Raw genomic sequence first — 23,159 nt, 5'->3', positions numbered from 1 at the left:
AGGCTATGATGAATGATGATCTTTCTATGATGCATAGATTGTTCAATGCCTTGTATAAGGCTAATCGTCTAGTAAAAAAACGACTTAGATATTATGCTTTAAACGATCTAGAGACCTTTATTCTTATAAATATAGGCTTTATGGATGAAGAAGTAACTCAAAAAAATCTTTGTAACAAGTTCAAAGCTCCAAAGACTACAATAAATAATTCTATTATGAATTTAAAAGAAAAAGAGTATATAAAGCTTGTACCTAGTAAGGTAGATAAGAGAAAAAAAATCTTAATCTTAACTTCAAAAGGTAAAGAGCATAGGAGAAAAATTTTAAAGCCAATAAACGAATCTAACCAGAGAATTTTTGAGGATATTGGCAAAGAAAACATAGACCAAATTATACAATCATTGACTATACTTACAGATGCTATTATAAAAGATCATGCTTATATGGAATATAAAAAGGAGGAAAATTAATGCAAGCAATAAGAGATTTTTATAAGGCCTTTTCTTACTTAAAAGGCTATCTTGGAGAATACAAAAAAACAAGATTAAAGTCGAGGATATTTACAACTTTAGAGACAATTATGGAACTTTTAATTCCAACCCTTATGGGCCTTACTTTAAATACCGCAGTCCATGGTAAAGATTTAGCTGCTGCTATAAAATATGGTATAATTATGGTCTTTATAGCATTAATAACTATGTATTTTGGTACACAAGCTACTAAAAACGCAGGTCTTACAGGTAGTGGTATAGCAGCTAACACTAGGGAAGCAGAATTTAGAAAGATTCAAACTTTTGCTTTTGAAGACTTAGAATATTTTGGTGTACCATCTCTTATGACCAGATTAACATCAGATATGCAAATGCTAGCCCAATCTACATTTTTTTCAACAAGATTTGTAATAAAGACAATAGTTATGGCAGGTTTTTCTTTTGTATTAGCTTTTAGAGCATCAGCAAAATTATCTTTGATATTTTTAGTCGGAGTACCAATCTTATTTGCAATTCTTATGGCTATTACAACCTATACTATCCCAAAATTTAGAAAAGCTCGTAGCCAATATGATAAATTAAATCTTGTTATAGAAGAAAACCTAAGAAATATTAGAGTTATCAAGGCTTTTGTTAGAAAAAGATACGAACTAGATAAGTTTGGTAAGCAAAACGAAGAGATGTTTAACTTAGCTGATGGGTCACAAGGACCAATGGCTTATATCTTTCCTATATCTCAAACAATCTTATTTATAACATTCGTTTCTCTAACATATTTTGGAGGAATAGAAATTATCGAGGGGAGACTTGGGGTAGGAGATTTAATTTCTTTTAATATGTATGCGATTATGCTACTTGGAGCTTTCATTGCTTTAAATATGGTTCTTACAACTTTTATGTCAGCATCTCCAGGAGTTACCCGTGTAGTTGAAGTATTAACTAGACAGCCTAGCCTTGATAATAAAGATAAGGTAGAAGGTTTGACCCTTGATGATGGATCAATCGACTTTGAGAATGTTTCTTTTAAATATGAGAAAGATTCTAAAGATTACCAACTAGAAGATATAAATCTCCATATAAAAAGTGGTGAATCTATAGGAATTTTAGGGGCAACAGGCTCATCTAAGTCAACTTTAGTCCAACTTATACCTAGACTTTATGATATAAGCAAGGGAAGCCTTAAGGTAGGCGGCCATGATGTAAAAGATTATGACTTACAAGTTTTAAGAGATAGTGTTTCTATAGTTCTTCAAAAAAACACCCTATTTTCAGGGACTATAGCAGAAAACTTACGTTGGGGTGACGAAAATGCTAGTGATGAAGAGATAAGACTTGCATCAAAGATTTCCCAAGCAGATGACTTTGTTAGCCAAAGATATGATGGCTATGAGTCAGTTTTAGGTCAAGGTGGTAGTGGAGTATCTGGAGGTCAAAGACAGAGACTAACCATAGCTAGGTCTTTACTTAAAAAACCAAAGATTTTAATCTTAGATAACTCAACTTCAGCGGTAGATACAAAGACAGAAACTGCTATTATAGATGGGATAAATAAGTATTCTGACCAACTAACTAAGATAATCATATCACAAAGAGTTTCATCTTTTAAATATGTAGATAGGATTATAGTAATGGAGGAAGGGAAGATAGCTGATATTGGGACTCACGATGAGCTTTATCAAAGAAATGAAGTATACAGGCAAACTTACGATATTCAACAAAAAGGAGATAATCTAAATGAGTAAATTTCAAATGCAAGAAAGAAAATACAGAAGAACTGTATCCTTTAAATCTCTATCAAGACTCCTTGGTTACCTTTTTACCTATAAGTGGCAAATGTTTGTTATAATAGTGGGGGTAATAGTATCTACAGCTACACAAATTATGGGAGTAAATATGCTTCAACCTATTATAGATAATTACATTTTAAAATCAGATGTAAACGGTCTAAGAAGTGCAGTAATTCAGATGGCCTTTATCTATTTTATATCATCAGTTACAGCTATGATTTACTCAAGACTTATGGTAAGAGTTGGAGAAAGATCAATAAGGAATATAAGAAACGAACTTTTTGCTAAGATCCAATCCCTACCTATAGACTTTTTTGACTCTAACCAACATGGTGAGATTATGTCAAGATTTACTAATGATACAGATGTACTATCTCAAACTCTAGCCAACACAGTTCCTACCATAATAAGAGCCTTGCTTACATTTTTTGGAACACTTTTAGTTATGTTTAGGCTAGACTTTAACTTAACTTTGCTTTTATTAGTGGGATTATTTGTAATGATCCCTGTAATATCAAGGATAACCTTAAAAACAGGTAAATTTTTCGGTCAAGCTCAAGAGGATATATCTAAGCTTCATGGTTTTGACGAAGAAATCTTATCGGGTCAAAAGGTAGTCAAGGTATTTTCTAGGGAAAGATATGTAAATGAAGAATTTGAAGATAAGTCACAAAAACTTAGAAGAGCTATAGCTAAGGCTCAAATAAATGCTGGAAAGATAATGCCTTTTTTGGTCAACTCAGTTAATATTATCTATGCTCTAATAACTGTTTTGGGAGTATATCTAACCTTAAATAACAATATAAGTGTAGGAGTTTTGGCTGCGTTTTTATCAAATATAAGACAAATACAAAACCCGATTTCTAACATATCCCAACAAGCTAACTTAGTTTTCCAAGCACTAGCAGGTGCAGATAGGATCTTTGAAGTAATGGATATGGAAGCTGAAGGAGATGATGGAATAATCGACCTTGCTAACGTTAGAGTTAGCAAAGATGGTGATATAAAATCTTGCAAGGATATAACCGGTAGGTATGCTTGGATGTGGAAAGATGGATCCGATGTTCACTATAAGCTTTTGGAAGGAAAGATTGAATTTAAAAATGTAGACTTCTCCTACGATGGCAACAACCAAATCCTAAAAGACATATCCTTCTATGTAGATCCAGGAGAAAAAATTGCCTTTGTTGGATCAACCGGGGCAGGTAAGACCACAATAACCAATGTTATAACTAGGTTTTATGATATTGATAATGGGTCAATAGAACTTGATGGTATAGACATAAGAGATATAAAAAAGGATGCTTTAAGGAAAGCCTTCGGTATGGTCTTACAAGATGTAAACTTATTTACAGATACTATCTCAGGCAATATAAGGTATGGAAAGCTTAGATCAAGTGATGAAGAAATAAAATCAGCAGCTAGACTATCTGGTGCAAATGCTTTTATAAAAAGACTACCTAAAGGCTATGATACAAATATACATGGAGATGGTTCATCTTTATCAGATGGCCAAAACCAACTTATATCTATATCAAGAGCAGCCATAGCAGAACCACCTATGCTTATCCTGGATGAAGCTACCAGCTCTATAGATACAAGTACAGAAATCCAAGTAACAGAAGCTATGGATAATTTAATGTCAGGTGCAACTTCTATAGTTATAGCCCACAGGCTATCAACCATCCAAAACTCAGATGTCATCATGGTAATGGAAGATGGAAGAATAATCGAAAGAGGCAGCCACGAGGACCTTATGAAAGAAAGGGGAACCTACTGGCAACTCTACACTGGTAGACTAGAACTTGATTAATATTTGACAACAGCTTACCTATGTAGTATTATATATAGGTAACTGTTAAGCCCAGATAGCTCAGTCGGTAGAGCAGGGGACTGAAAATCCCCGTGTCGGTGGTTCGATTCCGCCTCTGGGCACCAACCTTTACAAATGTGAAAGTTGGTGTATAATATAATTAATGCGGATGTGGCTCAGGGGTAGAGCATCGCCTTGCCAAGGCGAGGGTCGCGAGTTCGAATCTCGTCATCCGCTCCATTTTATGGCGCCATAGCCAAGTGGTAAGGCAGAGGTCTGCAACACCTTTACCATCAGTTCGAATCTGATTGGCGCCTCCAAGTAGCTCTCCTAGGAGGGCTTTTTTTGTATCATAATATAAGAGGGAAGCCATGCTAATAATATCAAACAAGGCAAAAGAAGCATTTAAAGATTTTTTAAAAGAAGAAAAAATAGACTTTATAGAAACGATAGACAACCCCAACCTATTAGAGCCTATAGCAGATCACCCAGACCTATCGATCTTTCCCCTAGGAGATGGAAAAATCCTAGTCGACAAAACGATAGCTCCCTACTATAGGGACAAACTTCCGAACTATGAGATAATAGAGGGCGAACCAGTAAAAATCAAGTATCCCTACGATAGCATTTACAATGTCTACGTGGGAGATGACTTTTTTATCCATAATGACCTAACAGAAAGCCATATCTTAGATCATATGAAGGATAAAATCCACCTTAGGGTCAAACAAGGCTATACCAGGTGTTCTATTATCCCTATGGGGGATAGGATTTTGACAGGAGACTATGGAATTTACAAAAAATTAAGAGATAAGATAAAGGTGGTTTTGCTCCATAAGGAAGATATAGATCTTCCTGGCTTTGAGACGGGATTTATTGGAGGGACTTGTGGACTCTATGGGAATAGGCTAATTTTTGATGGAAACATTGACAGGCTAAAATCCTTTGATATAATAAAAGCAAATGCAGAAGAGGCAGGACTTACCTTAGTCTATCCCAAGGACATAGACCTCCAAGATTTGGGATCCCTAATGGCAGTCTAAGATATATGATATAATAAAGAAAAAAGAAAGAGGACCGAATGAATATTGTAAAACCTTCAACTATAGCAGGGGTAATGGAGCTATTACCCGAGGACCAAGTAGTTTTTGATGACATAAAAGAAAAGATCGCAGCAACCTTTAGCAAGTACCAATTTTTACCAATAGATACCCCCCTTATCGAAAAAAATGAGATCCTTTTTGCCAAGGGTGGGGGAGAAACTGAAAAGCAAATCTTTGAGATAGCTTCAGATTCTAAAGACATGAGCCTTAGGTTTGACCTAACAGTTCCCCTTGCAAGGTATGTAGCAGAGCATTTCCAAGACCTAAACTTCCCCTTCAAAAGATACCATATAGGCAAGGTCTATAGGGGAGAGAGAAACCAAAAGGGTAGGTACAAAGAATTTTACCAATGCGATATCGACATCATTGGCCACAATAGCCTATCTATAATTAACGATGCCATCCTACCAAGGGTAATCCTCGATGTCTTTAGTCAAATTGGACTTAGCGACATTACCTTCAAGATAAACAATAGAAAACTCCTAAATGGCTTCTTCCAAAGCCTAGGAATAGAGGACTCTACTGAGGTCCTAAGGACTATAGACAAGAAAGATAAGATTGGCATAGATAAGACCTATGACCTCCTTGCAGAAATCCTATCAGCCGATAAGGCAGAGACCATAATCGACTTTATCAACAAGGATGAAGCCAATGACCAAGTCCTAGCAGACCTTGAAAGCTTTGATAGCAATGACCTCTTTAAGGAGGGCCTAAGTGAGCTGGGTCTAGTTTATAAATATATGAAAGAATTTGGTGTGGGAGATGAGAATATCAAAATCGACCTCGCCATAACTAGGGGACTTGACTACTACACAGGCACAGTCTATGAGACCTTCATTAATGGCCACGAGTCAATAGGATCAGTCTGCTCAGGGGGAAGGTATGACAACCTAGCCCAAAACTTCACCAAGCAAAACCTACCAGGAGTTGGTATGTCCATAGGTTTAACTAGACTCTTCTACAAGCTCCAAGAACTAGGCCTTATAAGGGAAATATCCAAGGGCCTTACCGACTACCTCATAATCCCGATGGACGAAAAAATAAACTCCTATGCCATAGAAGTCCTAAGAATCCTAAGAGATGCTAATAAGGAAGCTGACATCTACTTTGAAGCTGGCAAGTTCAAAAAGAAGATGACCTACGCTGATAAAATCGGAGCGAAGAAGGTCATAATCCTTGGCGAAGATGAGCTAAATTCAAGGCAAGTTTCTATCAAAGATATGGAAAGTGGAGAACAAATTACAAGACCAATCGACAAAATTTTAGAATAATTAAAAATATATAATTAATTTTAGACCAAGTGGGTATAATAATATTGTAAGATTTTATATGGAGGTATAAATATGAAATTAACTGAAACAGTACAAACTGGAGATTTTGCAAACGAAAAACACGTTCCTGAAGTAACAGTTCAAAGACTAGACGGAAACAAGGTAGAAGTAAAGGCTGCTATAGGAACAGAAATAGCTCACCCAAACACATTAGAACACCACATTTCTTGGATCAAAGTTTTCTTCCAAGCAGAAGGAGCTAAATTCCCAGTAGAAGTAGCTAGCTACGAATTTAAGGCTCATGGTGAAGGAGACATACTATCAACACCTATAGCAACTGGCGTTATCGAAACAGAAAAGAATGGTACATTCTATGCACTAAGCTACTGCAACATCCACGGTCTATGGGAAGGAAGCGCTGAGCTTAACTAATAAAAAAATCTTTCAATAGTAAAATATTGTGGACTAAAACCTCTCGGTTAGTAAAAACTAATCGGGAGGATTTTTTGTAAAAATTATTAAGTAAACGATAAGTAGGACTAGATAATAGATAAGTCTGGGATTTTTCTATATGAGAAAATTTTATAGGAAAAGCCACCTAGACTTCCTTATTAAAATCTTCCCCCATATAGCCTTCTTGCTTGAAAAGCAATTTCATAGTATCGATATCTGCTTTAATATCCATATTCCTATCTTCTAGGAGTTAAAGACAAATTTTTTCGAAGGCATCATTTATAATTATAAGAGTTTCGTTTATCTCCTTTAGGGATGATAGAATTTCCTTATCGTCACTGCCCATCATTTCATATTCTGTGTAGGCCTCGATAAGCTTTACTGTTGTAGGTAGGAAATATTCAATAAACTTATTAAAGATATAGGATTTTTCTGGATATCTTTTTATTATATTAGTAATATTTTTAACAGATTTTTAACTTCATTAAAATTTTGACTTATATTTGAGAAGTTCTTATTATAAATGGCATTATCGAATTATTTTCTAGAGATTTCTTAAAATTATTTTCTTCCATATGGGTCTCCTTGATTTTATAGGAATTGTGACCTAGGTGTAAAATTTGCCAAGAAAAAAGAGCCTTCTGGCTCTCGGTTCTTTAATTATTCGTGGTCTTTTTCAACTCTTATGGTCTCGTCTAGGAGTTTTAGGTAGAGGCCCTTGGCGAGGTCTAGTTCGAAGATTTCAGCACTTGCAAAGTAGGCGTTGATCTCATCAATTATTTCCTTGATTTTTGGATCTTCGCCATATTTTTCCTTGTAGGCTGCATTCTTTTCTACGAGTGCATTTATCTTGTTAATTAGTCCCATGGCCTTGGCTTCCTTGTCATTTTCTGTAAGGAGTTCTCCCAAAGTCCACTTGATGTTATTTGGGGTAACGCCAGCCTTGTGGCTAACTGCTGCTTGATTTTCCCTTAGCTCATCAATTAGGCCAAAGAGCTCTTCGTTTGTAAAGTCATCGAAGAGGGCAAAGTCAAAGTCGAAGTCATCCTCATAACTTATATTTGCTTGTTCGCTATCGAAGCCATCAAGGGCTAGGAGGTAGCCGACCTTGTAGTTGATGTGATCTTTCCCTACTTCAATTATTTCAATGCCACGCTTGGCAGCAATTTTTTTGATTCTTTCGTATTTATCTAAATCTATTGGGTTATAGTATAAAATTTTTGACATTATGACCTTCCTTTTATTTATATATTATAACTATACTAATGATATTTTGGATAACAAACTTTAATTTTTTGGATTTTTGGGTATAAATATAATAACATCCATATGGAGGACTTTATGAATAGTGAAGATAAAAAAGCAAAATTAATACAGGAAAAGGATAAGATTGATAAGTTTATTAAGGAGATAAGATCTATAATTCGTGATGTAGAAGTTTATGGAAGAAAGGTAAGAGACCTATCAAGTGTCCCTGGTCTTGACATCCTTAGGGGAAATTTTGTAGGCAATGGGTTAAGACATTCCAAACATTCCAAGGTCAACAAGAATATCGATAGGGTTCAAGCTGAGATCTTAGATTTTAGAACCAAGCTCATGCTTTATGATAAGGACTTGGCTAAGAGCTTGACCCTCCCTACCAAGCTAACTGGTTTTGAGGAAGTAAATAGCAAGCTATCTGATATTATCTTTAGGACTAATATTAGACTTAAGGAAGTTGATATTAACAAGGCTAAGAATAATTTGGTCAAGGTTTTTAGAAAGCTTGTTTCCAAGAGAAAAAGTATTAACTACGAGCTAAAGAAACTAAAGGAAGAAAAGTATAGATAAGTAGGGGCTGGTGAAAACTATGAATAATTATCGTCCCATCCTTAGAAGATTCTCTTAGACAATTTGAGGCAAGCCCGCCGGCTCATGGAGGCAAGCCTGCCGGCTCGTGGAGGTTCTTCTAACGATTTTGGGTCGATTTATTCATTCTGCAACAGCCCCTTTTGTAGGCTTACTTGTAGGGAAGAAGCTTATTATCTATTAGCCTATCTATGGCATGGCCGACTCCTGACCTAAGGTTACTCTTGGTTATAAAGTCAGCCTCATCCTTGACCTCACTTACGGCATTGGCCATAGCGACAGAAAATCCAGCTCTAGCAAGCATGGGGATGTCGTTTTTTTCGTTGCCAATAGCCATTATTTCATCTATACTAACTCCAAGCCTATCTGCCAATTTCTCTATGGCTACCCCCTTGTTGGCAGACTTATTCATAACCTCTATCATAAAGGGGGAAGTTTGGACTGGGTAGTAGGAATTTTTTAGGTCATCTGGCATATTTCTTATAAATCTTTTAATCTCAGATGGTCTACCTAGGATTAGAAATCTCCCAAAGACCTTGTCAGCTGGCCAGTCTTCGTAGGCAACGACTGTAAGGTCTATATTTGAGATTTGGGCATCAATTTTGGAAAAGATACTCGGATTTTTATGCCTAGTATAGAAGCCAAAGTCATCCATAGCAGCAAGTTCAAGCCTGTAGCCATCTAGCATTTTATCAACAGCTATAAGCTCACTCGGTCCTTGGCCTATACTTTCGATGGGTTTTTGCTCCTTATTATCAAAAATATAAGACCCATTTTGGCAAACAGAATAAGAATTGAATCCAGTAAGGTCAAGCTCTTCTAGTAGTGGATAGAGGCCTTTGAAGGGTCTACCAGATACTAGGGTAAGGGTAAGGCCATGGTCTTTGGCTCTTTTTATAGCAGCTTTATTCTTTTTTGTAAGTCTTTTAAGTGGGGTGACGAGAGTCCCGTCCACATCTATTGTAATTAATTTAATCATAAGATAATTATACCTTGCCAGTAAACTTTTTTGAAAAATAAAGTATATTTTTTCTATGGAAATTAACAAGAAAAGATACAATGACCTAGATTCATTTTTCAAAATAAAATTCAAGAAGAAAATTATCAGGCTTCCCCTAGATGGTGGATTTACCTGTCCCAATCGTGACGGGACCATCTCGAGAGAAGGCTGCATATTTTGCTCAGATAGGGGAGCTGGGGAGTGGACCCTGGGAGCTGACTTCTCCATACCTAGTCAAATAAGAGACCAAAAGTCCAAGCTCTCAAAGCCAGGGAGAAAAGAAGGCTACCTTGCCTACTTCCAAAACTTTACCAACACTTATGGCGAAGTCCACAGGTTAAGAGACCTTTATGAAGGGGCCCTAGCAGAAGATGATATAGTGGGGATAGCCTTAGCTACTAGGGGAGATTGCTTGTCTGATGAGGTCCTTGATTTACTAGCCGACCTTAATCAAAAAACTTTTCTCATAGTCGAGCTTGGTATGCAGAGTGTCAATCCAAGGACAATTGATCTTATAAATAGGGGCTACGACCATGAAGTCTTTGATAAGGCTGTGGTAAAACTTAAAAATTTGGGCATAAATGTATTAGTCCACATTATAGTCGGGCTTCCTTACGAAACTTATGAAGACTGGATGGAAGATGTTGACTACATCAACCGTAGAAAGCTTCGGGGAGTCAAGATTCACAACCTCTTTGTAGAAAAAGATTCCAGGCTCATGAACTTTTATGAGAAAAACAACCTATCCTACCTTATGACAAGGGAGGACTATGTAAAAATCTTGGCAGCTATCCTTAGGAGGCTCGATAAAGATATTGTGATAAATAGGCTGACAGGAGATGGGATAAGGGAGAAGATAGCCTACCCAGACTGGTCAAAAAATAAGGCCGGCATCTTGTCATCCCTAGATAAGTACATGAAGGATAAAAATTATAGACAGGGGGATTTATGGACAATTTAGACAGAAAATACTACATGAAAGGCTATGATAGAGATAGTGCTACCTACAGGAAGGATGAAAAAATCTTGCTCCTGGTTGTAGACGAACAACCAAAGCTAATGAATACCATGGACAAAGGAGAAGAGGCTATAGCAAACACCCTAGTCCTAATAAAGACCTTCAAGGAATTTAACCAACCTATCCTTGCAACAGAGCAATATCCAAAGGGACTTGGTAGGTCTGATGATAGAATCCTAGAAGAACTAGAAGAAGATCAATTTATAGCAAAAACCGTATTCGATGCAGCAAGACCAGAAGTCATCGACTTCATAGAAAAAGAAAACATCAAAAAAGTAGTCATAACAGGAGCAGAGGGCCATATCTGTGTTTACCAAACAGCAAGGACTCTACTAAACAAGGGCCTAGAAGTATATTTGCCAGTCGATGCCATAGCATCATTCAAAGATAGCCAAAAAGAAAGGGCAGCCAGGACCAACGAAAATATGGGAGCAGTCCTAGTATCCACAGAAACAATCCTCTACGACCTAGCCTACGACTCAAAAGACCCACATTTCAAATTCATCTCAAACTTAGTGAAGGAGCTTAGAAAGTAGGTAATATAAAATTAAATATCAACCAGGCGGACTTGCATGATGATAGCAGGTCTGCTTTTTATTTAAAATAACCTCCCTAAAAAATTTTTTAGTATTGACAAGTTTTAAAATAGTGATATACTAGAATTAATTAAAACGCTTTAATGAGGTTAATTATGCCAACTATAAAAGATGTAGCCAAGCTTGCTGGTGTTTCTATAACCACAGTATCCATGGTGCTAAATAAAACCAACCACAAGATATCTGATGGAACCAAGAAAAGAGTTATAAGAGCGGCAGAAGAAATAGGATATAGGCCCAACAATATTGCTAGGAGTCTAGCTACTAAAAAGAGCAAGTCCATAGTTCTTATAATTCCAGACCTGGTAAATCCCTTTTTTAGTTTCCTATCAGATAGAATTACTATGTGGGCAGAAAAGTTAGGATATTTTTTGTATATCTACAATAGCCGCAATCAAAAGCTCGATGAAAAATCTTTCACCTCCCTAGTAGAGAGAAATTATATTCAATCAGCTCTAATAGTCGATAGGCGAATCAAAACATTTGATGAAGAAATTATTAGTAGGCACAATATCGTTTTCTTAGATGAATTTGACTACCAAAAGAAGGACATTAATATTGTTACAGGCAACAACGAAGAAGGCGGCTATATAGCTACACAGTTTCTAATTGATAGGGGCTTTAGAAATATAGGCCTAAATATTGGCCCGTCCAACACAGCCAACTCAACAAGGAGATTGTCAGGGGCACTTAAGTGCATGATTGACAAGGGCATTACCTACGATGTTAAAAATATCTTCCATGGTAATTACACCTATGAAGGAGGTTTTGAGGCTGGACGCTACTTTGCTCAGAGGAAGGTAGATGCAATCTTTTCCTTTTCAGATATGAGTAGCTACGGGATATTGGAATATTTTAAGAAAGTTGGGATAAGGGTACCAGATGATATATCTTTGATAAGCTACGACAACCTTTTTATAAACGATATACTAAGTCCCAAGATAACTTCAGTAGATCAAAATATAGACGAGATAGCCAAGCTATCTATCCAGATGATAGACGACTTACTTAATAATAATCTCAAAGAGAAAAAAATTCTAGTAAGCCCTAAAATTATAGAAAGGGAAAGTGTAAAGGAGGATAAGGGGTGAAGATTTTAAATTTTGGCTCAATAAATATTGATAAAGTTTTTTCCCTAGATCATATAGTAAGACCAGGGGAAACCATTGATTCAAAGACTTACGAAGAAAAGATAGGGGGCAAGGGGCTAAATCAATCAGTAGCCTTAGCCAAGGTATCTGACCAAGTCTACCATGCAGGAAAACTGAATTATAAGGATTCTTTCATAGTAGAGTACCTAAAAATAAATGAGGTAAAGACTGATTTTATAAAGATGTCTGATAAACTTACTGGCAGCGCCTTTATCCAAGTTGATAAAAATGGAGAAAATTCCATAGTACTTGACCATGGAGCAAACTTCGCCATAGACAAAGAAGAAGTCGATTATGTCCTAGCATCCTTTGGTGAAGGGGATATACTTATTTTACAAAACGAAATAAATAATTTATCCTACATTATTGATGAGGCTAGGAAGAATAATATGCTAATAGTCCTCAACCCTTCTCCTATAAATAGTGATCTATTAGAAATTGACTTAAATTTAATTGATCTAATTATAATGAATGAGTATGAAGCAAGGCAAATTACTAATAAGGATAAAGAAAACGATATTATTTCAACTTTGAAAGAAACTTACCCTAATACAAAATTTGTCATCACTAGGGGTAGGCAGGGATCTATATATTTTGATAAGGAGCTTTCTTTAAGCCAAGAAATATATGAGGTAGATACTATTGATACTACAGGAGCTGGGGATACATTTACAGGCTACTTTGTGGGCCTTATATCAAAGGGATATGAGATTAAGGAATGCTTGAAATATGCTTCAGCTGCTTCAGCACTTGCAGTTACACAAAAGGGAGCAAGTAATTCTATACCTGATTTTAATAGGGTAGAGCAATTTTTAGAGGAGAGCTTATGAAAATAAAGGGGATTTTAAATAGCGACATAGCTAGGGCCTTGGCAGATCTAGGCCATACAGATTTGATAGCTATAGGCGACTGTGGACTTCCCATAGATAGGGATAAAAAGATTGATATTTCGTTAAAGTTGGGCGTGCCTTCTTTTATAGAAGTCCTAGAGGAAGTATTGAAAGATTTGTCTGTGGAAAAATATATTTTGGCAAGTGAAATAAAGGATGAAAATCCTAACCAAGAGAATAATATCAAGAATTTACTTGAAGATGTAGATTGTCAATACATAAGCCATGAAGCCTTCAAGGAGAAACTAAAGGATGTTAAGTTTGTAATAAGAACAGGAGAGAATACACCCTATTCAAATATAATCCTCCAATCAAAGAACATATTTTGAGGTAGTTTATGAGAGTAGAATTAAAAGATATTTATAAAAGTTTTGGAAATAATGATGTGTTGAGGGGAGTAGACTTTGATATAAGGGAGGGAGAGATCCATGCCCTGGTCGGAGAAAATGGTGCAGGAAAGTCTACCCTAATGAATATATTTACAGGTCTTCTTCCAAAAGACTCGGGAGAGATTTATATAGACGGTAGGAAAACTGATATAGATTCGACCGAAGCTGCAAGTGATTTAGGGATAAGATTTATCCACCAAGAACTAGTTGACTACCCACAATTAACAGTGGTAGAAAACTTATTTATGAATAAGGAGCTCAAAAAGGGCTTTTTCCTAGATTATAAAAAAATGGAAGAAGAAGCGAGGGAAATATTTAGGGAACTAGACTTAAATATTGGCCCTAATGACTTGGTCAAAGACCTCTCTATTGGTCAAAGGCAAATGCTTGAAATAGCTAAAGCAAATATGGGTAAGATCAACATCCTTATCCTCGATGAACCAACTACCGCCTTAACTAATGTCGAAATCGATAAACTTTTTAAATTGATAAAGAAGTTAAAAGACAAGAATGTATCCATGATCTACATATCCCATAGGATGGAAGAAATATTTGCCCTAACCGATAGGGTTAGTGTAATGAGGGATGGTAAATCAGTTGGAGTCTTTAATACTAGTGAAACTAATGAAAGCGAGCTAGTAAAGCACATGGTTGGTAGGTCTATTGGAGATTTTTACCCCACAATAAAGTCTAATCCTGGGAAAATAAGATTAGAAATTAAAAATTTCACTAGAACAGGCTACTTTGAAGATATAAATCTAAATGTCAGGGCCAATGAAGTTATAGGTATAGGAGGCCTCATGGGAGCTGGAAGAAGTGAGATATTTAGGTCTGTTTTTGGAATAGATGAGAAGGATTCAGGAGAGATTTTCTTGGATGGGGAGAAAATAGATATAAAAAGCCCTTCCGATGCCATGAAAAATAACATTGCCTTCCTAACTGAAAATAGAAAAGAAGAAGGGCTTATCTTAAATGAAACAATTAGGGAAAATATAAGCCTTACCAATATCGATGAGATTAAAAAAGGCATCTTGCTTGATCTAGATAAGGAAAAAAGTATAGCAGAAAACTATAAAAGCGGTCTAAAAATTAAGTGTGAGGGAGTAGAGGATAAGATAGAAGACCTCTCTGGTGGTAATCAACAAAAGGTAGTCCTTGCAAAATGGCTCGGTATCAATCCCAAAGTTTTGATCCTCGATGAGCCGACCAAGGGAGTCGATGTAGGAGCCAAAAGAGAAATCTATGACCTAATCAATAAGCTTGTAGAAAATGGCCAATCAGTCATCCTTATATCTAGCGACCTACCAGAGTTACTAAGCCTATCTGATAGAATATATGTAATTTATGAGGGCAAGCTTCAAGGAGAAATAGGAAAGAATGAGAAGAGTCAAGAGAGGGTTATGACTCTAGCTACTGGAGGAAAGATATGAAAAAAGTTAAAGGGAAGTCTCTAAAAGACAATCCAAATTTTGGTACAATTATAGCTTTGATTTTGCTTGTTGTAATTGTTAGCATTCTAAATAGCAATTTTCTACAAGTATCAAACTTAATGAATCTATTAAGACAATTAATCATTAATGGATTTATTGCTTTGGGCATGACTTGTGTAATCCTAACTGGAGGTATAGACTTATCAGTTGGATCTACCCTGGCCTTTACATCTGCAATCTTTGCAAGCCTATTAAATAATGGTCTCAATTCAATTCTAGCAATCCTTGTAGCGGTAATTATAGGAGGAGGCTTGGGCTTTATAAATGGAATGTTTATAACAAAGAGCAAACTAGAACCCTTTATAGTAACCCTCGCTACTATGACAATTTATAGGGGAGCGACCCTAGTCTTTACTAAGGGAAGACCAATTCCTGGACCTAGGGATAATTTTATATTTGCCTTCTTAGGTAGGGGAAAGGTATTTGGGATACCATTTCAAGTGATAATGTTTGCAATAATTTTTGTCATCTTAATGGTTATTTTAAGCAAAACATCCTTTGGAAGAAAGGTCTACGCTATAGGGGGCAATGAAAAGGCAAGCTTTATTTCTGGTATAAAAATAGACAAGGTAAAGTCTATGGTCTACACAATATCAGGTGTACTTGCGACTATATCAGGTCTTGTTCTTACATCTAGACTAAACTCTGCTCAACCAACAGCTGGATCTGCTTATGAGATGGATGCTATAGCGGCGGTAGTTTTAGGTGGCACAAGTATGACAGGTGGTAGTGGATCTCTAGTCGGAACCCTAATAGGAATTTTGATCCTAGGAGTATTAAATAACGGACTAAACCTACTAGGGGTATCAAGTTTTTACCAACAAATCGTTAAGGGTGTTGTTATCCTAATAGCTGTACTTATAGATAGGAAGAGAAATAAATAAAATTTACTTAACTAAGTTTTTACAGAGAAAGTCAACAAGAAATTAATATGTACCAAAAAAGATTTTTCTATCACTAAGTGGCCATATAACTATAGCTAATAAATATTAGGCTAAGGCTAAATTTATATCCTTAAAGGAGGGGGAGATAGGCCAATAGTCATTAGAAACTAATATTTAAGTTAAAATCACTAGGTTGTATCTTCTATATTTAGATGGATTAATCTTTGTGGGGCATAAAGAATATTTAAAGTCAGGCTAATACTTAAAATTAATTTATTAGGAGGAAAGTATGAAAAGAATTTTAAGAACTATATCTACTTTAGCGCTAACATTATTGGTACTTGTTGGTTGTAGTATTGAGGGTCAAGAGAAAGCAGAAGAAGCTAGCACAGAGAAGGCTCCAGCAAAGCAAGAAGCTAATTCTGACGATAATTTTACAGTAGGTGTATCTATATCAACCCTAAACAACCCATTCTTTATTTCATTAAAAGATGGTATCGAGGCTGAAGCCAAGGAAAAGGGACTAGAAGTAGTAATAGTAGATGCACAAAACGATAGCTCTACACAAAGTAATCAATTAGAAGATCTAATAACCCAAGGTGTTGATCTAATAATTATCAACCCAGTAGACTCTACTGCAGTATCTCCTTCAGTCTTATCTGCTAATGAAGCTAATATACCAGTTATTTGTGTAGATAGGGGCTCTGATGAAGGTGAAATAGTCAGCTTTATAGCAAGTGATAATGTCGAAGGCGGAAAAATGGCTGGAAACTATATACTTGAAAATATAGGTGAAAATGATAAAATCGCCCAATTAGAAGGAGTTCCTGGAGCAAGCTCAACTAGAGAGAGGGGAGAAGGATTTATCCAAGCCATAGAAGGTAAAATTGAACTAACAGCATCTCAAACTGCTAATTTTGATAGGGCAGAGGGCCTAACAGTTATGGAAAATATGATTCAAGCAGAACCTGATATTAAAGCAGTATTCTGCCAAAACGATGAGATGGCCCTAGGAGCTGCAGAAGCCCTATCAGGCAAGGACAATGATATAATCATAGTAGGATTTGACGGAAACGAAGATGCCATAGAGGCAGTAAAAAATGGCAGCCTATCAGCAACAGTTGCTCAAAAACCAGAAGAGATGGGTAAGATTGCCCTAGAAACAGCTTCTAAATACCTACATGGCGAAGAAGTAGACGAAAAAATTTCTTCACCACTAGAATTAATAACCCAATAAGTAAATCCAGAATAAAGGCTATTTAAATAGACCTAAGCCCTAAGTTTTCTTACATTAAGGATTTTACAAAAACTTCAATGTTAATTAAAACATATGACTTTAAAATTTATAAGTAGGTGGTGGGATATTCTGCCACCTATTTTTGTACAAAAAAGAGGCGTTAGTGCCCCTTTAATGTGCTTATAGGCTATAAGCTACTATTTTGTTTTCGTCTAGGATCCTTAGAGTGAAGGATTCTGATATGAATAGGCCTACATTTTGTGGGTCAGCTTGGTGGTAGCCTATTGATAGGTCATGACCTAGGGTAAATTCGTAGTCATCATGCTTGTGGGCTAGTAAGATGGCACCATTCGAGGCCTTTGATTCGATTACTTCTCCTCCTAGTTTTTTCCTTACTATGTCTAGGAGGTAGGCTCCGTCTACTACCCTATTTAGTAGGTCGTAGGCTTCTTATGATACTATTAGGTCAAAGTCACCTGATACATAAGAATTTTTGAGATCTCTTAGGCCTTGGCCGATATTTTTTAGGATTTCGTTGGCATCCCTACCAAGTTGGTACTTGTGGCCTGCTCCTTGGCTAAGTCCTACTATTTGGTCCTTGTAGCCGTTAAATAGAACATTATCTTCGAAGAGGGCAATTTTTTCACAAGCCTCTTCTAGCTTATCTAAGTCTGCATCCTTTGCTCCACGGTCTAGGTTATCAAGTTCAAACCTATTTAGGTTGAAATTAATCCTTGCTTCAAGAAGTGGAGCTACTTTGTAGGTACCTGTACATACCTTAGATACTTCTGTATCATCTCTGTCTTCTTCTATAATATCTAGGCGACCCTCTGCTACAGCTGGGAAGTCCCAACCCTTTGGTCCATTTATTTTTAAGGCCCTCTTGCTCTTAGGGTATTTACTAGTACGTCTCTTGCACTTTCATCAATTTCCCTCCAAGCTTCTTTGGAAATTGGTGCTTCTTCTCTTTTTAAAATATTCACAGTGTCCTCCTTACTTATTTCTATCTTAAAGTTCTCCTATACCTAGGTCGCTTGCATCTTCGCTTGATGAGTGATCCTCTTCATTTTCTTCGGCATCCATTATAGAACCATCTGTAAATAGGTAGGTACGCATTTGCTCATCCCAACCATCTTGGTGGCGGCGTACCCACTCTAGACTCATCATGGCATGTTCCATTTCTTCAACGGCATTGTGCCACATTATTTCCTTTAATTCTTCGTCATCTGATACCTCAACTCTTTGAGTGTACCAAAAAACTGCTTCTATTTCCTCTATTAAAGATTTAAGTCCACGAATAATATCTCTTGTTTCGCTAGACATTTCTCTTGCTGGTTCATGATAATCTGACATTCTTTCCTCCTTAAGTGTACTTGTATTTTCCTCTTTATTTTATTCTTGCCCATTAATCTTTGCAGCAAACAAGTTAAATAAATTTTCCTGTTAGCAAAAGAATGCTAATTTAGTTTCATTATACTTAAGTAACGATTATCTTTTGCCAATGGTAATCTCTAAAAAAATGTGTATACTTAATATAAGTAGGTTTCTATAATTAAATTATAATATTTTAGTGAGGATTTTAATGAAGGACGCATTATTTTTTATAATATCAGAAAAAAAGAAGGCTAACAGTATCCTGGCAACTATCCATGAGATAGGTATTGGTGGAGGCACTGTTGTTCATGCTGAAGGAATAGCACCGGAGAGCTTCTTGTCGAGGCTTGGATTAGTTAAGAGGGATAAAGAGATGATTATGCTTACCTTTCCTAGGTCAAGAGAAGATGATATTATCAATATTTTGAGAGATAAGTATCACTTTGATGAGAAGAATACGGGGATAGGATTTTCTATGCCCATCCTTAGCTTTAATGGCCACTACAATGACAACATCGAATCTAGTGACTTGTACTGCCTCTTTGTAATTATTGAAAAGGGACAAAGGTCCAAGGCAACCAAGGCGCTCTACCAGGCAGGTCAAAGAGGAGCAAGTATTTTAATAGGAAGGGGAGCGGGCCTTCCTACATCATATGCCTTTGATTTTGTCATAGAAGAGGAGAAGAATATCTTGCTTATGGTAGTAAATGCCAAGGATAAGGATAGAGTTGTGAAGGAAGTAGGCGAAGAGCTTGATATAGAAAAGAGGGGAGCAGGCTTTATGTTTTCTGTCCCTGTTTTATCTACTGTAGGTATCAATAAGGAAAAGGAGGATTTAGATGGAACTGATTAAGGAAAAAAGTAAGGAAGTCTTGGCATCCTTGCTCCCTATTATGGGCTTAGTCTTTGTAATAAATATGACCCTAGTGCCAGTTGACTTAGATCTTGTAGGGAGGTTTATCCTGGGTGGTCTCTTCCTCTTTGTGGGTCTAAGTGTATTTTTGATAGGGGTCGAGGTCTCCATGGAGAAGATTGGTAAGTATATGGCTGAGGAGATAGTTACCTCTAAGTTTATCCTAAAGGCCATAGGGCTTACATTTGTCCTTGGATTTTTGATAACTGTAGCTGAGCCTGACCTCTTGATCTTAGGTAAGCAGATAGAAGATGCCAGTGGAGGAGATCTTGGCTCTAGCCTTATAGTCTATGTGGTAAGCTTTGGTGTAGGTCTTATGATATCTCTTGGTATAGTGAGGACCTTTAAAGGATTTGCCTTCAATAAGTTAATGGCTATAATTTATGGCCTTATCTTTGTCCTTACGATTTTTGTAGCAGAAGAGTTCCTTGCCATATCCTTTGATGCTAGTGGGGCAACTACTGGAGCCTTGACCACTCCCTTTGTCCTAGCCCTTGGTAATGGGATAGCCAGATATAGGGGAGGAGAAAATAGTGAGAAGGATTCCTTTGGTCTGGTAGGCCTTATGTCATCAGGACCAATCCTTGGAATCATGTTCTTATCCATCCTAAGTGGTCAAAGTAAGATAGAAGGAGGAGGGGAAGCCTTTGAAGTAATCGAGGGGGTCTTTGCTCCAGTCTTTAGCGAGCTTCTTTCAACCCTACCCGAGGCCCTTACGGCAATCTTGCCCTTGGTCTTACTTTTTCTTGCCTTTAACTATTTTAAGTTTAAACTCGATAAGGAAGAGATTTATGCCATCCTAGTGGGAATAATTTTTACAGTCCTAGGTCTGGGCGTCTTTCTCGCAGGAGTCAATGCAGGATTTATGGAAATGGGGAGGACCTTAGGCATGGGACTTGGAGAAAATTATGTAAAGCTCCTTCCTATCATAGGCCTTATTATGGGGATGATAGTCGTCTTAGCTGAGCCTGCTGTCCATGTACTTGGAGAGCAAATAGAGGATGTAAGTGGTGGATCTATCCCACAAAAGGCAATAAAGATTACCCTATCTATAGGGGTGGGAATAGCTATCGGCCTTTCTATGCTTAGGATTATGATAGTTGACTTAAAACTATGGCACTTCCTCTTGCCAGGCTTTCTCCTTGCCATTATCCTATCCTTTTATGTTGATCCAATCTTTGTTGGGATAGCCTTTGATGCAGGGGGAGTAGCTAGTGGGCCGATGACTGCAACCTTCATCCTTGCCTTTGCCCAAGGGGCAGCAGAGCTTATAGACAGTGCTGATGTCTTGGTGGATGGCTTTGGAATAATAGCCATGGTAGCCATGACTCCGATCTTATCAATTATGCTCCTCGGTGCCTTATTTAAACTAGAAAGGAAGAAGGCAGACCTTGATGAAGTCCAAAGCTATGAGCCATCCGAAATCCCAGCCTATGCCTACCAAGATGTGGCTGTAGTAGCCATAGTTGATAGGGGGAGGGCTGATGAAGTAGTAGACATAGCAAGGTCTGAGGGAGCTACTGGAGCGACCATCCTCCATGCTAGGAGGTCAGATAACCCAGCCTCAAGAATCTTTGACCTAGAACTTCAAGCAGAAAAGGAGATAATCTACCTAGTAACAGACCTTGGCTCATCTCATAATATAGTAAATGCTATAGTTGATGAGCTTGATCTAAGCCATCATAGCGAAGAGCTAATCTTTGTCCTACCGGTAGAAGCTTCCATGTCAACAGCCCTATAAACCACGCTCCAGGCTAAGTAAACTGACCCCCAAAAGTTTGAACTAAAAAATAACTTAAGGAGGTCAGTTTTTTAGTGGCAAAATATAGTACAGAATTCAAAATTAGAATCGTAAAAGAATATTTGGAATCTAAAAATTCATATAAATATTTATCAGAAAAATATTGTATCCTGGTTAGGATATAATAAATAGGAAAAATTAAAACTGAATAGATATAATAGAAATAATCCACATACCCCCATACACACCAGAAATGAACCCCATAGAACAAATAGGCAAACAAATAAGGACTATGGGATTTAAGAATGAATCATTCAATTCATTAGCTGATGTAGTTGATAGGCTATGTCAAAGAATAAATAAATTAACTAAATAAATGGTTAAAAGTATTACTCATAGGGATTGGCTATCATGTCTATATTCAACAGGATATAAGTAGTAAATAAAAATTTTAGACTCCTTAATAAATTATTTTAGTATTTACTAGCAATCAAATGTTTAGAGTTAATAAGTTTGTGGTATATAATAAAATGACAGTAGCAATGAAGTAAAAATATAAGGAGATATTATGGATATTAAAAAAGTAGTAGTATGTGGCGGTGGAGTTTTGGGAGCACAAATCGCTCTACAAGCTCAATATAGTGGATTTGATACAACAATTTGGTTAAGAAGTGAAGGTTCAGTAGAAAGAGCTAAACCAAGACTTGAAAAATTTACTGAACAACGCCTTAACGATCTAGAGCTAATGAAAGAAGAACAAACAAAATTCAATTTTGCAGGTGGTCTTGTTGACTCTTACGATGATTTTGATTATGAAGCAACAGTAGAAAAAGTTAAAAAAGCTCATGAAGAGCTAACTCTTGAAACAGATATGGAGAAGGCTTTTGATGACTGTGATTTAATCATAGAAGCTATGACAGAAAATCTTGATCAAAAGAAAGAATTCTATGAATCTATCCAAGAATACCTACCAGAAAAAACAATAATTTGTACAAACTCATCTTCACTACTTCCATCAGAATTTATGGAAGCTACAGGAAGACCAGAAAAATTCTTAGCCCTACACTTTGCAAATGGTATCCACAAGATGAATGTTGTAGAAGTTATGAGAACTTCAGAAACTGAAGATGAATATGTGGAAATAGTAACTCAATTTGCTAAGGATATTAGAATGCAACCTCTAGTACTTAAGAAGGAAAAAGCAGGATATCTATTAAACTCACTACTAATTCCATTCTTAACATCAGGTCTTGACCTATATGCTACAGGTGTTGCTGACATTGAAGATATAGATAATGCTTGGAAGATAGGAACAGGCGCTCCAATGGGACCTTTTGATATATATGATATTGTAGGTCTAAAGACTCCTTATTCTATAAACGAAGATTTAGCTAAAAATCCAAAAGAAAACTTCGTATATGACTTTGATAAAATGCAAGCTGTATTAAAGGAAAAAATAGATGATGAAAAAATAGGTGTAGAAACTGGAGAAGGATTCTACAAATATGATGAAGATGGAAACAAAATAGACTAAGTAAAATAGAAAGGTGATGTTGTAAAATAGGTAATTCTATTCTGCTCATCACTTTTTTTTGCCCACTTAAGTGAGTTGAGCGAACGAAAGAGAGCAAAACAAAAAACACCTGTGCTTGAGGTGGAGGAAATTAGCTTCAAGCACCAAGAAAGCCTCCTTAAAGTATAACTGTGATA

Annotated in this window: 24 protein-coding genes and 3 tRNA genes; 22 read left to right on the top strand and 5 right to left on the bottom strand. The window is 36.6% G+C overall.

Annotated elements, in window-relative coordinates; genetic code table 11:
- Window positions 1–8 precede the first annotated feature (8 nt).
- The 9 genes from MUN42_RS08185 to MUN42_RS08145 all read left to right on the top strand — a co-directional run bounded on the left by MUN42_RS08185 (window position 9) and on the right by MUN42_RS08145 (window position 6,897).
- Window positions 9–470, top strand: a complete 462-nt coding sequence (locus MUN42_RS08185) for a MarR family winged helix-turn-helix transcriptional regulator (protein WP_243344242.1) — start codon at window positions 9–11, stop codon at window positions 468–470.
- A complete protein-coding gene (locus tag MUN42_RS08180; RefSeq protein ID WP_243344241.1) occupies window positions 470–2,233 on the top strand; it encodes an ABC transporter ATP-binding protein in 1,764 nt (587 codons plus the stop codon). Before MUN42_RS08185 ends, MUN42_RS08180 begins: the two co-directional genes overlap by 1 nt.
- On the top strand, window positions 2,226–4,091 hold the full coding sequence (locus MUN42_RS08175; protein ID WP_243344240.1) for an ABC transporter ATP-binding protein: 1,866 nt from the start codon (window positions 2,226–2,228) through the stop codon (window positions 4,089–4,091). The genes MUN42_RS08180 and MUN42_RS08175 overlap by 8 nt, the downstream gene beginning before the upstream one ends.
- Before the next feature lie 49 nt (window positions 4,092–4,140).
- Window positions 4,141–4,216: transfer RNA gene (locus tag MUN42_RS08170), tRNA-Phe, on the top strand.
- 40 nt (window positions 4,217–4,256) lie between these two features.
- Window positions 4,257–4,331: transfer RNA gene (locus MUN42_RS08165), tRNA-Gly, on the top strand.
- 6 nt (window positions 4,332–4,337) lie between these two features.
- A tRNA-Cys gene (locus MUN42_RS08160) sits at window positions 4,338–4,411 on the top strand.
- 51 nt (window positions 4,412–4,462) lie between these two features.
- Window positions 4,463–5,134 carry a DUF6873 family GME fold protein gene (locus tag MUN42_RS08155; protein ID WP_243344239.1) on the top strand — a complete coding sequence of 224 codons (672 nt, stop codon included), beginning with the start codon at window positions 4,463–4,465 and terminating at the stop codon, window positions 5,132–5,134.
- A 38-nt stretch (window positions 5,135–5,172) separates the two neighbouring features.
- Window positions 5,173–6,465: a histidine--tRNA ligase gene (gene hisS, locus MUN42_RS08150; RefSeq protein ID WP_243344237.1), complete on the top strand. Its 1,293-nt coding sequence runs from the start codon at window positions 5,173–5,175 to the stop codon at window positions 6,463–6,465.
- Window positions 6,466–6,537: 72 nt separating this feature from the next.
- Window positions 6,538–6,897, top strand: coding sequence for a desulfoferrodoxin family protein (locus MUN42_RS08145; RefSeq protein ID WP_243344234.1), 360 nt, complete (start codon window positions 6,538–6,540; stop codon window positions 6,895–6,897).
- A 271-nt stretch (window positions 6,898–7,168) separates the two neighbouring features.
- On the opposite strand, the gene MUN42_RS08140 is transcribed toward MUN42_RS08145, so the two are convergent.
- The gene (locus MUN42_RS08140; RefSeq protein WP_347708772.1) at window positions 7,169–7,378 is read right to left on the bottom strand and encodes a hypothetical protein; all 210 of its coding nucleotides are present in this window, start codon (window positions 7,376–7,378) and stop codon (window positions 7,169–7,171) included.
- A 200-nt stretch (window positions 7,379–7,578) separates the two neighbouring features.
- Window positions 7,579–8,145 (bottom strand): DUF3783 domain-containing protein, encoded by a 567-nt coding sequence (locus tag MUN42_RS08135; RefSeq protein WP_243344232.1) that lies wholly within the window; start codon window positions 8,143–8,145, stop codon window positions 7,579–7,581.
- Window positions 8,146–8,259: 114 nt separating this feature from the next.
- Between MUN42_RS08135 and MUN42_RS08130 the strand changes: the two genes are divergently transcribed.
- Window positions 8,260–8,748: a hypothetical protein gene (locus MUN42_RS08130; protein ID WP_243344230.1), complete on the top strand. Its 489-nt coding sequence runs from the start codon at window positions 8,260–8,262 to the stop codon at window positions 8,746–8,748.
- A 169-nt stretch (window positions 8,749–8,917) separates the two neighbouring features.
- On the opposite strand, the gene MUN42_RS08125 is transcribed toward MUN42_RS08130, so the two are convergent.
- Window positions 8,918–9,745, bottom strand: coding sequence for a Cof-type HAD-IIB family hydrolase (locus MUN42_RS08125; protein ID WP_243344228.1), 828 nt, complete (start codon window positions 9,743–9,745; stop codon window positions 8,918–8,920).
- A 55-nt stretch (window positions 9,746–9,800) separates the two neighbouring features.
- Between MUN42_RS08125 and MUN42_RS08120 the strand changes: the two genes are divergently transcribed.
- The 8 genes from MUN42_RS08120 to rbsB all read left to right on the top strand — a co-directional run bounded on the left by MUN42_RS08120 (window position 9,801) and on the right by rbsB (window position 17,421).
- A complete protein-coding gene (locus tag MUN42_RS08120; protein ID WP_243344225.1) occupies window positions 9,801–10,727 on the top strand; it encodes a TIGR01212 family radical SAM protein in 927 nt (308 codons plus the stop codon).
- Complete coding sequence (locus tag MUN42_RS08115; RefSeq protein ID WP_243344223.1) at window positions 10,715–11,320, top strand: isochorismatase family protein; 606 nt, start codon at window positions 10,715–10,717, stop codon at window positions 11,318–11,320. The genes MUN42_RS08120 and MUN42_RS08115 overlap by 13 nt, the downstream gene beginning before the upstream one ends.
- Window positions 11,321–11,475: 155 nt before the next feature.
- Entirely contained in the window at window positions 11,476–12,471 is a 996-nt protein-coding gene (locus MUN42_RS08110) for a LacI family DNA-binding transcriptional regulator (protein WP_243344221.1), read from the top strand.
- Complete coding sequence (locus MUN42_RS08105; protein WP_243344219.1) at window positions 12,468–13,361, top strand: ribokinase; 894 nt, start codon at window positions 12,468–12,470, stop codon at window positions 13,359–13,361. Before MUN42_RS08110 ends, MUN42_RS08105 begins: the two co-directional genes overlap by 4 nt.
- Entirely contained in the window at window positions 13,358–13,750 is a 393-nt protein-coding gene (rbsD, locus tag MUN42_RS08100; RefSeq protein ID WP_243344216.1) for a D-ribose pyranase, read from the top strand. The genes MUN42_RS08105 and rbsD overlap by 4 nt, the downstream gene beginning before the upstream one ends.
- Window positions 13,751–13,758: 8 nt before the next feature.
- Entirely contained in the window at window positions 13,759–15,240 is a 1,482-nt protein-coding gene (locus MUN42_RS08095) for a sugar ABC transporter ATP-binding protein (protein WP_243344215.1), read from the top strand.
- Complete coding sequence (rbsC, locus tag MUN42_RS08090) at window positions 15,237–16,184, top strand: ribose ABC transporter permease (RefSeq protein ID WP_243344214.1); 948 nt, start codon at window positions 15,237–15,239, stop codon at window positions 16,182–16,184. Before MUN42_RS08095 ends, rbsC begins: the two co-directional genes overlap by 4 nt.
- Before the next feature lie 289 nt (window positions 16,185–16,473).
- A complete protein-coding gene (gene rbsB, locus MUN42_RS08085) occupies window positions 16,474–17,421 on the top strand; it encodes a ribose ABC transporter substrate-binding protein RbsB (RefSeq protein ID WP_243344213.1) in 948 nt (315 codons plus the stop codon).
- 872 nt (window positions 17,422–18,293) lie between these two features.
- Here the strand turns inward: rbsB and MUN42_RS08080 are convergent.
- Both MUN42_RS08080 and MUN42_RS08075 read right to left on the bottom strand, forming a co-directional pair.
- Window positions 18,294–18,404 (bottom strand): encapsulin, encoded by a 111-nt coding sequence (locus MUN42_RS08080; RefSeq protein ID WP_243344212.1) that lies wholly within the window; start codon window positions 18,402–18,404, stop codon window positions 18,294–18,296.
- A 25-nt stretch (window positions 18,405–18,429) separates the two neighbouring features.
- Window positions 18,430–18,774, bottom strand: coding sequence for an encapsulin-associated ferritin-like protein (locus MUN42_RS08075; protein WP_243344211.1), 345 nt, complete (start codon window positions 18,772–18,774; stop codon window positions 18,430–18,432).
- Window positions 18,775–19,003: 229 nt separating this feature from the next.
- Between MUN42_RS08075 and MUN42_RS08070 the strand changes: the two genes are divergently transcribed.
- From MUN42_RS08070 to MUN42_RS08060, 4 genes are all read left to right on the top strand, one after another.
- Window positions 19,004–19,648, top strand: coding sequence for a hypothetical protein (locus MUN42_RS08070; RefSeq protein ID WP_243344210.1), 645 nt, complete (start codon window positions 19,004–19,006; stop codon window positions 19,646–19,648).
- On the top strand, window positions 19,635–21,449 hold the full coding sequence (locus MUN42_RS08065; RefSeq protein ID WP_243344208.1) for a DUF1538 domain-containing protein: 1,815 nt from the start codon (window positions 19,635–19,637) through the stop codon (window positions 21,447–21,449). The genes MUN42_RS08070 and MUN42_RS08065 overlap by 14 nt, the downstream gene beginning before the upstream one ends.
- Window positions 21,450–21,702: 253 nt before the next feature.
- Entirely contained in the window at window positions 21,703–21,825 is a 123-nt protein-coding gene (locus MUN42_RS09815) for a hypothetical protein (protein WP_279323823.1), read from the top strand.
- A 192-nt stretch (window positions 21,826–22,017) separates the two neighbouring features.
- The gene (locus tag MUN42_RS08060; RefSeq protein WP_243344206.1) at window positions 22,018–22,983 is read left to right on the top strand and encodes a 3-hydroxyacyl-CoA dehydrogenase; all 966 of its coding nucleotides are present in this window, start codon (window positions 22,018–22,020) and stop codon (window positions 22,981–22,983) included.
- Window positions 22,984–23,159 lie beyond the last annotated feature (176 nt).

The organism is Anaerococcus sp. AGMB09787, assembly GCF_022808955.1.
In the GTDB taxonomy this organism is placed as follows: domain Bacteria; phylum Bacillota; class Clostridia; order Tissierellales; family Peptoniphilaceae; genus Anaerococcus.
Note: the sequence above shows the minus strand (reverse complement) of the source record. Positions and strands in the feature narration are given on the sequence as shown.